Origin of the sequence: Nostocoides australiense Ben110, from assembly GCF_001050535.1 — a bacterium.
Lineage (GTDB): Bacteria > Actinomycetota > Actinomycetes > Actinomycetales > Dermatophilaceae > Nostocoides_A > Nostocoides_A australiense.
The window spans coordinates 1146275-1159868 of the sequence record NZ_HG764815.1 but is presented as its reverse complement, the minus strand read 5'-3'; the positions used below and the strand labels follow the sequence as shown (position 1 = coordinate 1159868).

Below are 13594 nucleotides of genomic sequence, written 5' to 3'. Positions count from 1 at the left end.
TCGGTGGCCGGCAGCGGCCGGCCCCGTCATGGGTTCGCCCCTCGTGCGGCATACCGGTCCAACGCCTCTTGGCGCTCGGCCGCATGGTCGACGATTCGTGGCGGGTAGCCTGCGACGTGCGGGCCGGGGTGCTTCCACGGCTCGTGCGCCGCCGCCCCCGGCAGGTGTGCCAGCTCAGGCACGTAGCGGCGGACATACGCCCCGTCGGGATCGAAACGGAGCCCCTGGGTGACGGGGTTGAAGATGCGGAAGTAGGGCGCTGCGTCAGTCCCGGTACCGGCCACCCACTGCCACCCGTGGGAGTTGGAAGCCAGATCGCCATCGCGGAGCAGGTCGAGAAAGTGGCGGGCGCCGTGGGGCCACCAGATGTGCAGATCCTTGGTCAGGAACGAGGCGGTGACCATGCGGACGCGGTTGTGCATCCACCCCTCCGCGCGCAGCTGACGCATCCCGGCATCGACGAAGGGATAGCCGGTGCGGCCTGCCTGCCAAGCTGAGAGATGTTGGGCGGCAAGGGGATTCGTCTCGGGATGGTCATACTGCATGCCGTGAAGGCTGTCCTTGAGGTCGTGCCACGCGGACCGCGGATGGTGCCACAGCACATCGGCATAGAACTCGCGCCACGCCAGTTCGGTAATGAACCGCTCGACGCCGTCGCTGCGGGTGGCGGCCCGTGACCGCAGGTCGGACAGCAGCGTCCGGGGATGGATGGATCCGAGCTTCAAGGCGGTCGACAGGCGTGAGGTCGCCTCGTGGTCGGGGCGATCGCGATCCCGGCCGTAGCCCGCGATCTCATCCGTGAGGAACTCCTGCCACCGAGCCCGCGCCTGCGCCTCCGTCACGGGAACGGGGTGCGTTGCGGTGCCGGTCTCGGGAAGGTCGGCCGAGACCACGCGGGTATACCGGACCCGGGCCGGCGGGTCCGGCGGGCTCGGGACGGGGCTGTCGCGCCAGGCCCGAGCGAACGGCGTGAAGACGTGGAAGGGCATCCCGGCTCGCGTGCGCACCCTGCCGGGCGTCACGGCATACGGCGAGCCGGTCGCGATCCACTCCACCCCGGCTCGCGCCAGGGCCAGCCGGACGGCAGCGTCCCGGTGTCGGCCGTAGGGCGTGACCTCGGCGGAGACGTGCACGGCGCCGGCGCGGGCCTCAGCGCAGACCGCGGGAACGACGTCTCGCGGGTCACCGACTCGCACGACGAGTCCGTCGAGATCCTCGCGCAGGGCGCGGACGGCATGGAGGTAGGATTGGAAGCGCGGGCTGTCCTGGGTCAGGCGCGGGTCGAGCACGACCAACGGGACGATCGGCCCCTCGGTGGCCGCGGCGCAGAGCGCCGGGTGGTCGCGAACGCGCAGATCCCTGCGCAGCCACACGACACCGGTCATGCCCTAACCTTAGACAAACCTTGGACAAATCGCCTCGTCGACGGACGACGTCTTTGGGTCAGGAAGGACATGAACGACGTGGACAATGCGGATCGGCGGCCGAGCGTGATCGTCGTCGGTGCCGGTGTGTCCGGGCTCACCGCCGCCCACCGGCTCGCCCGCACCCACCGGGTGACGCTCGTGGAGGCCGACGAGCGTCTCGGCGGGCACGCCCACACCCACGAGGTGCCGACGGCCGACGGCCCGCTGCGCATCGATTCCGGATTCATCGTGCACAACGAGCGCACCTATCCGACATTTCTCAGCCTCTTGCGCGACATCGGGATCGCCACCCGGCCCACGGAGATGAGCATGTCGGTGACCTGCGACGCCTGCGGCCTGTCGTATGCCGGCGGCAAGGGACTCGGAGGCATCCTCGCCGACCCCGCTCGCGTCGCCGATCGCCGCTTCCGCGCGCTCCTCCAGGACGTGCCACGCTTCCATCGGGCCGCTCGGGACGTGCTCGCGTCGGGAGACCGCGAGACGACGTGGGGAGGCTTCCTGGCCGACCACGGATTCTCCCCATACTTTGTCGGCCACTTCGCCGGGCCGCTGGTCGCGTGCGTCTGGTCGGCCGGACAGCGGGTTGCGTTGGACTATCCCGCGCATCACCTCTTCGCCTTTCTCGACAATCACGGCATGCTCAGCGTGACCGGTTCACCGACGTGGCGAACGATCGTCGGCGGATCGGCGCGCTACGTCGAGGCGCTGGCCGCGCTCCTTCCCGACATCCGCACGGGCGCGGGCGCCGTCGCCGTGAGGAGACTCGACCGAGAGGTCGAAGTGCGGCTGGCGGACGGGTCGGTGTTGGCAGCCGATGGGCTGGTCCTTGCGGTGCACGCCGACGACGCCCGCACGATCCTGACCGACGCGACGGCGTCCGAAGCTGCTGCGCTGGAAGCGATTCCATACTCGGACAATCACGTTGTGCTGCACCACGACGAGCGCGTCCTCCCGCGACGGCGCCGGGCCAGGGCGAGCTGGAACTACCGGCAGTCCACGTGTGCCAATCTGACCCAGCCGGCCCGGGTGGACTACTGGATGAACCGCTTGCACGGCCTCGATGGGGCTACTCAGTTCATCGTCTCGCTCAATGCGAACGACGTCGATCCCTTCACCTATCTCGCCCGAATGCGCTATCGACACCCCGTTTTCACTCGCGAGTCCGTCGCTGCGGCGGCGCGATTGCGAGATCTGGGCGGCCCTCGCCTCGCCTTCGCCGGGGCTCACCTGGGCTGGGGTTTCCATGAGGATGGCGCCCGGTCGGGGCTCGAGGCCGCGGAGCGCATCGCCGCAGCGACGAGGTGGGCATGATGCGCGACACCGGCGCGCAACTCGTGCGCGTGCGCATCACCCACCACCGCTTCTCGCCGATCCGGCACCAAGTGCGCTTTCGTGGCTACCTGTGGCTGGTCGACGTCGCCGCGATCCCCCGGGCTCGCTGGTTCGCGGCCATCCTGCCGCGTGATCACTTCGGCGGCCAGGCCGACAGCATCGTCGAGTCACTCGGGGAGTTTCTCCGCACGCGCGGGGAGGCCGTGCGGGACGGTGAGCGCGTCCTGATGATGACGAACGCGCGTGTTGCCGGGCATGTCTTCAATCCCCTGACGACCTATTTCGGCGTGGCTTCCGATGGCCGCGTGCGCTGGGTGGTGCTGGAGATCCACAACACGTACGGCGAGCGCCATGCGCACCTCCTCCATCCCGACCGGCACGGACGAGCCGTGGTCGCCAAGGAGTTCTACGTCTCGCCCTTCTTTCCCGTCAGCGGCGAGTATGCCGTCATCGCACGACTTGAGCGAGACCGAGTTGTCCTGTCCATAACATTGCGGGAGAACAGCATTCGCCGATTCGCGGCAACATTGGTGGGTGACCGCGTGCCAGCCACGCGGGCCCGTCTGCTCACCGCCATGGCCACCACACCACTGATCACCTACCAGGTTTCGACCCGCATCCGCATCCACGGCATCTGGCTCTGGCTGCGCCGGCTGCCGGTCCAGATCCGTCCCGCCCACATCCCCCCGGAAGGCTTCCGATGACGGCCGCACCAATCGCCCGACTGTGGGCGTGGTCCCGCCCAGCGACGCAACCCGACGACCCGCGGCGAGCTCGCGTGCGGGGACGGGCCGTTCGCCTCCTGACCCGCCGCATGGCCGATCGCGCGGGCGTTCGCATCACGCTGCCCGACGGCAGCGGCATGGGACCCGACTGCGGTGACGCGTTGCACCTTCTCGTGCATGACGAGCGGGTCTTCGACCGCATCGGGATCGACTTCAAGATCGGTGTCGGGGAAGGCTTCGTCGCCGGGGAGTGGGGACCCGGCCCAGGCACCGACCTCGCGGATCTGCTCACCCGGTTCGCCGCGAACCTTGGCGACCTGGTGCCACCGGTCCTCACGAGATTCCGGAGATTGGTCGAGCCGCGGCAACCGGAACGCCATCGCAATGACCGCGCCGGAGCCCGAGCCAATATCTCCCACCACTACGACCTGTCCAATGACGCCTTCGCCGTGTTTCTGGACGAGACGATGACCTATTCGGCGGCCTGGTTCGCACCCGAGGACCCGGCGGGACCGGCCGGCCTAGCCACCGCACAACGGCGCAAGGTTGCCGGCATCCTCGACCTGGCTAATGTCGGCGCGGGGACAGAGTTGCTCGAAATCGGTTCTGGATGGGGACAACTGGCGATCCAGGCGGCAGAGCGGGGCGCGCTGGTCCACACCATCACGCTCTCTCACGAGCAACAGAGCCTCGCGCGCGAGCGCATCGCCGCCGCGGGCTTCGCCGATGTCGTCGACGTCGAATTGCGCGATTACCGCGATATCGCGGGACGCTACGACGCCGTCGTCAGCGTCGAGATGATCGAGGCCGTCGGCTACGAGTTCTGGCCGCGATACTTCCGGAGCCTGGCTGACGCGGTGCGCCCCGACGGGCAGGTGGCGATCCAAGCCATCACGATGGCGCACTCCCGCATGCTCGACTCCCGGCACGCCTACGGCTGGATCCACAAGCACGTCTTCCCCGGTGGGCTGATCCCCTCGTACGCGGTGATCGCTCACCATGCGTCGAGCGCCGGGCTGCGGGTGACGGCGCGTCGCTCCCTGCGCGACGATTACGCACGCACGCTGCGGGAGTGGCGTAAAGCATTGTTGGACAACCCCGGAGCCGTCCGCGCCGCGGGTCTCGACGACCGCTTCCTGAAGGTATGGGAGTTCTATCTCGCCTATTCGGAGGCCGGCTTCCGGTCCGGGCACCTCGACGTGCTGCAGCTGCGCCTGACCCCGCGGACGGCGGATGGCTAGGGTCGGCCCGTGTACACGATCAAGGCCGTCGCGGAGGCGACGGGGATCCCGCCGGCTACCTTGCGTGCCTGGGAGCGGCGGTATGCCGTGGTCCGCCCCCCGCGCAGCCCCACCGGCTACCGCCTCTACGACGAGTCACTGATCCAGGACCTGCGGGTGATGCGGGAGCTCGTCGCCGTGGGCCACCCGGCCAGCGAGGCGGCGCGGATCGTCGCCGGAAGGCGACAGGATGTCGCGGCAGCGTCGCCGTCACCACCCATCTCGGAGCTCATCGCGGCGGCCCGCTCCGCTGATCCGGCTGTCATCTCCGCCGCCGTGGCTGCTGGGCTGGCCGCACCATTGCCGGTCGCCGTTTCCGGCTGGCTCGTCCCGGCCCTGACTGCCGTCGGCGAGGGGTGGGTCGATGGCACCGTGGGCATCGCGACCGAGCACCTGATCTCCCACGCTATCCATCGGGCTTTGGCCACCCGCTTGCACCGCTATACCGCCACTGCACGCGCTGCTCCGGTGCTTGTGGGCCTGCCGAGCGGCAGCCACCACGAATTGGGGGCATTGGCATTCGCCGCGCTGGCGGCCCGGGACGCCCTGCCGGTCCGCTATCTGGGCGCCGACCTGCCCGCCGCCGCCTGGGTGCAATGCGCGCGCCAGACACGTGCGGCCGCGGCCGTCATCGCGGTGCCTACCCACGTCGACGTGGCGACCACCCGGCGGACGACCAAGGCACTCGCGAGCGTCCCGGCCATTCGCGTCTTCGCGGGCGGCGCATACCAGGACGACATCTGCGAGACCGCAACACCCCTGGGGCACGACATCGTGACCGCCGTCTCGGTCCTGCGCGCCCGCCTGGAGTCGCGTCCGTGACGCGATGCCCGGGGTCTCGTCCGGCGCAACAAGTCCCCGTCGCCTGAGATGTTGGCGTCGGTGTCCCCCGCCGGAGCGGGTCACCCGGATCGATCGTCGCCGATCTCCTTGGGAGAGAAGGGGGCCTGCCACGTCGTTTCAACGCGGCGTCCTGAGTATTGCCGCGCTTCCGATGCTTCGCCATGATCGGCGGCCATCGGGTTGACCGACCCTTGCACCTTGGTGTCGCGGCGGCGAATGGCGGTGCGCATCCGATCGAAACCCCCTTCGGCGCGCAACTTCTCGAACTGCTCGTGCAGGTTGAAGACGAGCGTGGGCAGCGGCGCTCGCCGGGCGATGCGTGAGGCCCGGGGGTGCAGTCCCACGATGAAGTAGGCGCGCCCGGCGTGGCTGAAGGCAAATTGCGGGGCCTCCGGGTCTGCGGCGACGCCGTCAGCCCACGGGTGCGTGTCCTCGTCGTGCAGCTGTTGCAGGACCTGCCACAGCCGGGCCTCGAAATCCTTCTCAGTGGGCGTCACGGGCTCGCGGAAGACGGCGATGAAGGAGACGAAGTCCTCGGGGTCGCGGTTGGCGTTCGAGAAGGCCTCCAAGTGGACTGCCAGCTGCGCGACCGCGTCGGGATCCGCCATCGAGTCCAGGACGACGATCCGGGCAGCATCGCGTCGGAACACCGATCGCGCGCCGAGACAAGGGTATTCGGGATGAGCGATCATGCGGGCCACCGCATCCGAGATCGCGTCCTCGCCGGCGTCGGCGAGCGACTCGCGGGCAATGTCGCGCAAGTACTCGTTCAGCGGTGGCCAGGTTCGTTCGACTGTTGTCACGCTTCGACCCTTGCCAAATCGGGGGTGCCGGCGAACCATCCGCAGGGGTGCCCGCGGACGCGTCCACGCCAACACCTCGCCGTGCAGCCCGCGACCAGGCACCGATCAGGTTGCGTCGGCATCACCCGAAAACCCCGCCATCCCGGCGGTCAGGCTGGCATCGTGTCAGCCGTGACGAGCAGCGATTACTGGGATGAGGCGACGGCGCAGCGGTATGACGTGGCGTGTGCCGACATGTTCGCGCCCGATGTCTTGGCACCGGCCGTCGAGTTCCTGGCCACCAGGGCTGGTGAGGGCCGGGCGCTGGAGTTCGCGATTGGGACCGGGAGAGTGGGAATCGCGTTGCGGGAGAGCGGGGTCGACGTGGTCGGCATCGAGTTGTCGCAACCAATGGTCGATGTGCTGCACCGCAAGGAGCCGGATCTTCCGGTCGTGGTCGGCGACATGGCCACAACGCGCGTCGAGGGGGAGTTCAGCCTCGTCTATCTGGTCTTCAACACGATCGCCAATCTGCGCACCCAGGCCGAACAGGTGGAGTGCTTCCGCAACGCGGCTCGCCACCTGGCTCCGGGAGGACGGTTCGTCATCGAGCTGTGGGTCCCCGGCATACGGCGATTCCCGCCGGGCTCGGCCGCGGTGCCCTTTGACGTCAGCCCCGGCCACGTCGGGCTGGACACCTACGACTTGGCGACCCAACAGGGGACCTCGCACCATTACACCCGTCAGGAGGACGGCACCTTCCGCTACGGCGAGACGAACTTCCGCTTCATCTGGCCGGCCGAATGCGACCTGATGGCCCAGCTGGCGGGGCTGGAGTTGGAGACGCGCGTTGCCGACTGGGACGGCACGCCCTTCACCGGCGACAGCCCCAGTCACGTCTCCGTCTGGCGTAAGCGCCCCTGACGCCGGGGGCGGTGGCGCCCGTCGTGCGACGCCGGAGCGGATCCCGAGTGGCGCGTGCGGAGGTTCAGGGGGCGTCCTGCGGGCCCGGCGGTTCGCACCGCGAGCGCGCTCGGCATTCCGGCGGGCCTCGGACTCGATCTCCTCCGCCGTGGGATCGTGGTCGCGCATGGAGAGCACGTAGAAGGTCAGGCCGATCCCCCAGGCGATCAGGAGATAGACCGGCCAGGACGTCCCCGATGGTCCGGTGGTGACGAGCCACAGCAGCACCATGCGATATTGACGATGAGGAAGGCGCTCACGTGCCAGCGCAAGGCCCGCCGCTTCTCCAGATTCTCGCGCGCCCTCCTGCGAAGGCACCTCGTCCGACCCCGGCCCGAAGGGGACCGGGAGTCGCGACAGGCGTTGTTCTCTCCGCCGCCCGCGTCGTATGGCGAGTTCTATCAGCCGCACGATGCTCGTGGCCCGGATGACGCTGCGCTGCTGCTCGATGCGGCCGGCAACGGCGACCCGCCGGCGCGGGCGGCGATCACGACACGACTCCTGGCCAACGGCGCCCAGGCGACCGATGAGACGATCCCGAAGGTCGACGCCGTCGAGATCATGCTCGGCCACAATCGGCACGACTTCATGGTGGAGGCGCCCGTGCTACGCCACCTCTTCGATGCCGGCGTGCCGGTCAACCGGCGCGTCCTACAACAAGGACCTGTCGCAGCAGCGGGCCAAGGCCGTGGCGGCCATTCGCGAGCGGCCCGACCCGACCTGAAGCTCGACGTCGAGGGATTCGGCAAGGGCCGGCCGGTGGCGCCGAATTCCCAAGGCGGCGAGGACAATCCCGAGGGCCGGGCCCTGAACCGCCGGGTGGAGATCCGCTACGAGGGCTAGTCCCGTCGGTCAGTCCAGGGCGAGTCGCCCCCGGGCGGCCCGGCGCCCCTCCAGGTGCCGCATCACCGGTGTCGCCAGGACCCCATGCACGATCACCGACAGCACGATGGTGAACGCGACGGCCGACCACAGCCATCTGGCCTCGGCGAAGTCGGCGTGGCCCACGGCATACGCCAGGTAGTAGACCGACCCCACCCCGCGCACGCCGAAGAAGGCGATGGCCAGGCGCTCGCGGCCGGTCAGGCGCCCGCCGGACGGTGAGCGGGTGCCGGCCAGGGCGGCCATACCCGCGGCGGGGCGCACGACGAAAACCAGGGCAAGCGCGAGTCCCGCTGCGCGCCAGTCGAGATGGGCGAGCAGTCCCCGGCTCATCGCGACGCCGAGGACGAGCAGGACGAGCAGGGTCAGCAGCCGTTCGAGCCGTTCCACGACCTCGTGCATGGCCCGGTGGTACTCGTGGTGGCGCTCGGTCGCCCGCACGCTCAGCGCGCATGTGAAGACCGACAGAAAGCCGTATCCGCCGCACACCTCACTCGCGCCGTATGCCGTGAGCAGGGCCGCGAGCGCCAGCAGACTCTCGCCGTGCTCGGCCAGGCGCAGCGGTTCGCTGCGCGCCCCGAAGGCGACCTTGCCCAGGCCCCACCCGACGACCAGTCCGGCGAGCACGCCGACAGCGATCTTGCCGAGGAGATACCAGCTGACCCAGTGCGCGAGGTCCCCCCACCCGAGTGCGGACGTCGTGGCGAGCAGGATCGCCGCATACACGAAAGGGAATGCCAGGCCGTCGTTGAGTCCGGCCTCGGAGCTGAGGGCGAAACGCACCTCGTCGTGCTCGTCGATCTCCTCGATCGACTCCACGGCGTCGGGATCGGTGGGGGCGCCGACCTGGACGTCGGAGGCGAGGACCGGATCGGTCGGTGCCAGGACGGCGCCCAGCAGCAGCGCCGTCGCCGGGGCGATTCCGGCCGCCCACCCGAGCAGCGCGACGCCGGCGATGCACAGCGGCATCGTGACGGCGAGCAGGCGCCAGGCGGGCGACCAGCGCCGGATCGAGGCCAGGCTGCGCAGGTCGATCGGGCGGTCGATGGCCAAACCCACGCCCATGAGGGCGATCAGGACCGTCAGTTCCGTGACGTGTTCGACGATGGGCCCGTTCTTGACCGGGTCGAATCTGACGCGGTCGGCGATGGGGGTTGCCCCCAGCCCGAGCCCGACGAGCACGAGGACGGGGGGGGGGGAGAGCCACACGTGCTGCAACAGGCGGGGGAGGATGACGGCGAGGAGCAGCGCCAGGCCAGCGACGAGATAGAGAAGGTCGGCCATGGTGGCTCCAACCTACGGCCTGAACGCCCTGCAAAGGCCCCACAATGACCGGGCTGGTTCATCTCACTCACCAGGCGACGATGCCCTCACTGCCGATCGGTCCGGGCAGCTTGTCGGCATCCATCTTCTTCAGCACCCCGGTGGCCGAAACCCGATATGTCTCAATCATGTTCGTGCCCCCGGTCTGCACATAGAAGTACATTCCATCGCGGCTGAACGTCGAGTCGACGGGCGCCGCGCCGGTCTTCATCACTCCCAGCCGGACAGGCGCGGCGGCGCGTGAGCGCAGGCTGGTGACCGTATTGCTGCCGGTGTTGGAGGAGACGATCAGGTCGTCGTGCACCGCGAGCCAGCAGACGGCTTCCCCCTTGGTCGGCGTCTGGCCGTAACGCATGAGCATGCCGCTGCTGCGAATGCCGTATGTCCCCACGGTGCCGGTGCCGGCGTTGGCGACATTGAGCCGGCCGTGCATGTCGAAGTCGAAGGCGAACGGCACGGCACCGGCAATCGTGTTGACGGTCGGTTCGGTCCGGAAGGCGCCGTCCTTCGTCATCGGCCACACGAGGATGCTGTGGCTCGAGGCCTTGGTCGTGACGATGACGTTGCGGCCGTCGGGGCTGAATCCGACCTGGCCGGGCGTGCTGACGAACTCCATGTCCGTGCCGGACATCGTGTCCAGCATGAGCTTGCGGTTCCAACTCATCTTGGCCACGAGCCTGCCGTCCACGAGCTGGTAACCCTGGATCGAACCGCCGCGGCGGGCGTTGAGCACGAAGACGCGCATGCCGTCGGGGGAGACCGCGACGCTGACGGGGAAGGTGCCGTGAGTCGACACCGTCTGCGTGCGCTTCAGCATCCCGTTCGTCATCGAGAAGACGGTGAGGGTGTTGCTGCCGGGATTGACGGCATACAGCTTGCCGTGCCGCCGGTCCGCAGCGAGCGCTCCCTGCGAGGCCGTGCGGTCGACCACCGCACCGTGCAGCGAGGCGCCCTTGCCGCCGGTCAGGTACGTGCCCGACATCATGAGCATGCCCATGCTGTCGCGCTTGTAGGCGACCACGGCATTGTCCATGGGGTCGTTGGTGAGCGCGTAGACGTTGCCCATCCCCATCGCCGCGGAATCCGCGACCGGGGCCACGGCAGCCGTGGCGACTCCGGGTGCGACGGTCGTGGTGGCGCCGAGGGCGAGGGTGATGAAAATCGTTGGGACAGTTCGCATTGGTTGCTCCTGAAGGTGAGTGATTTCGACCTTTCAAGAAAACCGCGGACCGTCGCCGTGGCCTAGGGGTGGGCGCCTTAAGGACTTCTTACGGATACCTCGGGCCGCGTCTGGCACCGGGACCGGGAGGTCAGTCGACCCAGCCGGCGAGCACCGAATAGGGGGGCACGAACATGCTGTCCGGGTCGCGAGGGAGCAGCCACAGCAGGTTGTCGACGGCGACGGCCTGCGCGAGGGCGCGGGCACGCGTGCGGTGGAGCCCGGCAGCCTCGCTGAGCCGGTCGAGCCGGCGGGCGAGGAAGCGGTCGGGATCGCCACTCGCCACCGTGTCCTCCCACCGATTGCGCAGCGGCGCAATGACTTCGATCTCGCGGACGCCCGCGCTCGGGATCGGGTCGATGACGACCCACCGGGTGTCGTCGAGGTCCCGCAGCACGTTGTTGTAGTGCAGGTCCCCGTGGCACAGCAGCCGATCCGCAGCGACCGTCGGGTCCTCGGTCATCGCGTCGAGGGTTGCGAGCGCCGCGGAGACCGCGCGCACGGGGAGGACGGGCGCCTCGGCCCAGTGCTCTCGGATCGCGCCGGCGATCCGCTCCAGTTCGACAGTCGTATGCCGCACGCCCGCCGGCGCTTCCACCGCACCGAGCGGCGCGAGGGCGCCGGCGATTTCGGCGTCCGCCGCGTCGATGTCAGGATGGTCTTGCAGCGGCCGGCCGGCGTCGAGACGCTCGAGAAGCAAGGCCTCGGGGATGTCCGCGATGTCGTTCACCCGGTCGATGAGCCGCACGACGCGGGACGCGCACCATGCGTCACCCGCCCACGTCTCCAGGGCCGCACCCTCTCCCGCCGGCGTGTGGTGTGTGTCCAACATCTTGACCGCCCATGCCTGGCCCTCGGGCCCGCGCACGGGCCACACGGACGACATGAACCCGCGCCACGGCATACCGTCGGGCGTGAGGGACCAGCGATGAACCAATGTCGTGGGTGGGGATGCCGCCGTGACGGGGTCTGGGTCCGGATCAACCACTCTCCCAATCTATTCCGTTCACCTCCCTGAAGCCGATGCATGACGCATCCGCTCACCAGCTTCCAGCCCGGCGTCATCCGGACCGCTGGGTGAACGCCGTGATCAGGGTGCGGCGACGTAGGCGGCGAGGCAGGTGAGGGCCGCGCGCACGCCGGTCCGCTCGGGGTCTTCGCCGAGGGCGGCGCGCGCCTGCGCCAGGCCGGCGGCAGCGCTGTGGCCGCTGCTGATCGCGGCATACACAGCGCGGGCGACCGCGGGAGCGGCCTCGTCCGGCAGCGGGATGGAGGAGGCAATGACCTCGGCCGCGACGCGTTCGGCGAGCATCGGAACCGCCCCCACCATCACGGCGTCGCTCGGCGCCGAGGCGAGTGAACACGCAGACAGATAGAGCAGGCGCATCCGGGGGCGATCGGCCGCATCGACGCGTGCCAATCGGATCAGTTCCGTCAGGGCGAGCGGCCCGTCGTGCAAGTGAATGCTCGATTGCAGCGGGTTGTCCCAACGCAAGGTGGCGTGTGCCGCAAAGTGCGCGATGTCGGCCTCGCCGATCATCTCGCTCACCCCCGTGCCGGTCGTGAGCGGCGCGTCGTCGCCCCAGCCCTGCGCGACCTCCGCGGCCTCGTCGGCCGCGTACTGCAGGCGCGGCCCTTCGGCGACCACGACTCGCGGCCGAGCCGGCAGAGCGGGCTGCTGGGGGACCGGCGCCGTCACCGCCAGGGATGCGAACCGCGCTGCGCGTTCCCAGATGCGAGGCAGCCCGGTCAGCGGCGCCGAATCGAGTCCTCGATCGAGGACGACGAGCAACTCGCGCCCGGCCTCCTCCGGCAGAATCGCGCCGAGGGTGGCGTCCAGATCCATTGCCAGAGAACGAACTGCAGCGTATGCCGCCTCGCTCGCGCCGCCCGTCGCCAGCCGGGCACAGCCGCGAGTCAGCTGCCCCATGTCGGCGAGCACCTGGTCCCAGGCCCCGATGACGACGCGTTCCGTGCGGTCGTCGTCATGATGGAAAGCGACCGCATCGCGGCCGATCCGGGCAACGACCAGAAGCGGACAGCCGGCGACGGCGGCGAGGTCGGCGAGCCCGAACGGGGCCCGGCCCCCGCTGCCGCCTTCGCGGGTCCATTCCGTCGCCCGCAGGCGACGCTCCACGGCCGCGAGATCCGCGCCGAGCGTGGCCAGGGTGAAGGGATCTTCCTGGGCCGACTCGACACGCCGCGACAGATCGCGCCAATGGGCCCGTTGGTCGTCGACCGCAGTCCCCGGAGCCAGCGGCTGCTGCGCCGGAGGGCGATGGCGCAGCAGCGAATCCAACTGAGCGGCAGCAGAATCAGCGACGCACGCGTCCCGCAGGAGGAGTTCGAAGGTGGCGCGTTCCGTCGCGATTCGATGCCGCAGGTCGGGAGCGTCCGCCAGGGCGGCCCGGCCGTCGATGATCCCCAGCGCCGTGACAGCGTGGGCTCGAGCTGTGGCAAAGTCACTGTGAGCCAAGGCGATCCGCGCCAAGGCCTCGGCCTTCAGGGTGGCGTCGGCATTGTCCGATGCCACGACTCGGCGCAAATAGTCCTCTGCCGCAGCGCTTTCCCTGCCTTCCCCGGCAGCGGAAGCGGCCTGTGACCACGCCCAGGCAGCATCTCGAGACAGGCCCGACTGGGCCAGCTGCTCGGCATACCCTGCCATCGCCGCGTGATCCCCGGAGCCGTCCAGGATCAGCGCGTGCACCGACGTGATGGCGACCCCGACGGGACGATCCTGCGCCTCATACAACGCCTTCGCGTCGCTCAGCAGCCGTCGCCCGGCGTCGAGGTCACCGTCGGCGATCGCCAGTCGCGC

At 69.5% G+C, this 13594-nt stretch carries 12 protein-coding genes; 6 read left to right on the top strand and 6 right to left on the bottom strand.

The window, feature by feature from the left end:
- Positions 1-26: 26 nt before the first annotated feature.
- Positions 27-1385, bottom strand: a complete 1359-nt coding sequence (locus BN11_RS05590) for a cryptochrome/photolyase family protein (protein WP_048695551.1) — start codon at positions 1383-1385, stop codon at positions 27-29.
- Positions 1386-1454: 69 nt separating this feature from the next.
- On the opposite strand from BN11_RS05590, the gene BN11_RS05585 reads away from it, so the two are divergent.
- The 4 genes from BN11_RS05585 (at position 1455) to BN11_RS05570 (ending at position 5586) form a co-directional block, all read left to right on the top strand.
- Positions 1455-2738, top strand: a complete 1284-nt coding sequence (locus BN11_RS05585; RefSeq protein ID WP_048695547.1) for an NAD(P)/FAD-dependent oxidoreductase — start codon at positions 1455-1457, stop codon at positions 2736-2738.
- Positions 2735-3463: a DUF1365 domain-containing protein gene (locus tag BN11_RS05580; RefSeq protein ID WP_201329226.1), complete on the top strand. Its 729-nt coding sequence runs from the start codon at positions 2735-2737 to the stop codon at positions 3461-3463. The genes BN11_RS05585 and BN11_RS05580 overlap by 4 nt, the downstream gene beginning before the upstream one ends.
- Positions 3464-3573: 110 nt before the next feature.
- Positions 3574-4725 carry a class I SAM-dependent methyltransferase gene (locus BN11_RS05575; RefSeq protein WP_201329225.1) on the top strand — a complete coding sequence of 384 codons (1152 nt, stop codon included), beginning with the start codon at positions 3574-3576 and terminating at the stop codon, positions 4723-4725.
- 9 nt (positions 4726-4734) lie between these two features.
- On the top strand, positions 4735-5586 hold the full coding sequence (locus BN11_RS05570; protein WP_048695541.1) for a MerR family transcriptional regulator: 852 nt from the start codon (positions 4735-4737) through the stop codon (positions 5584-5586).
- Between the two features lie 80 nt (positions 5587-5666).
- Here BN11_RS05570 and gntA read toward each other — a convergent pair whose 3' ends face one another.
- The gene (gene gntA / locus BN11_RS05565) at positions 5667-6410 is read right to left on the bottom strand and encodes a guanitoxin biosynthesis heme-dependent pre-guanitoxin N-hydroxylase GntA (protein WP_162213170.1); all 744 of its coding nucleotides are present in this window, start codon (positions 6408-6410) and stop codon (positions 5667-5669) included.
- Positions 6411-6581: 171 nt separating this feature from the next.
- Here gntA and BN11_RS05560 point away from each other — a divergent pair, with 171 nt between their 5' ends.
- Both BN11_RS05560 and BN11_RS24615 read left to right on the top strand, forming a co-directional pair.
- A complete protein-coding gene (locus BN11_RS05560; protein WP_048695538.1) occupies positions 6582-7313 on the top strand; it encodes a class I SAM-dependent DNA methyltransferase in 732 nt (243 codons plus the stop codon).
- 282 nt (positions 7314-7595) lie between these two features.
- Positions 7596-8195 carry an OmpA family protein gene (locus BN11_RS24615; RefSeq protein WP_048695535.1) on the top strand — a complete coding sequence of 200 codons (600 nt, stop codon included), beginning with the start codon at positions 7596-7598 and terminating at the stop codon, positions 8193-8195.
- Positions 8196-8204: 9 nt separating this feature from the next.
- Here BN11_RS24615 and BN11_RS05550 read toward each other — a convergent pair whose 3' ends face one another.
- From BN11_RS05550 to BN11_RS05535, 4 genes are all read right to left on the bottom strand, one after another.
- Complete coding sequence (locus BN11_RS05550) at positions 8205-9518, bottom strand: cation:proton antiporter (RefSeq protein ID WP_048695532.1); 1314 nt, start codon at positions 9516-9518, stop codon at positions 8205-8207.
- Between the two features lie 67 nt (positions 9519-9585).
- Complete coding sequence (locus BN11_RS05545; RefSeq protein WP_048695529.1) at positions 9586-10737, bottom strand: lactonase family protein; 1152 nt, start codon at positions 10735-10737, stop codon at positions 9586-9588.
- Positions 10738-10867: 130 nt separating this feature from the next.
- Entirely contained in the window at positions 10868-11764 is an 897-nt protein-coding gene (locus tag BN11_RS05540; RefSeq protein WP_157043989.1) for an aminoglycoside phosphotransferase family protein, read from the bottom strand.
- A 102-nt stretch (positions 11765-11866) separates the two neighbouring features.
- The coding region (locus BN11_RS05535; RefSeq protein ID WP_048695523.1) for a CHAT domain-containing protein at positions 11867-13594 on the bottom strand (1728 nt) is incomplete at its 5' end.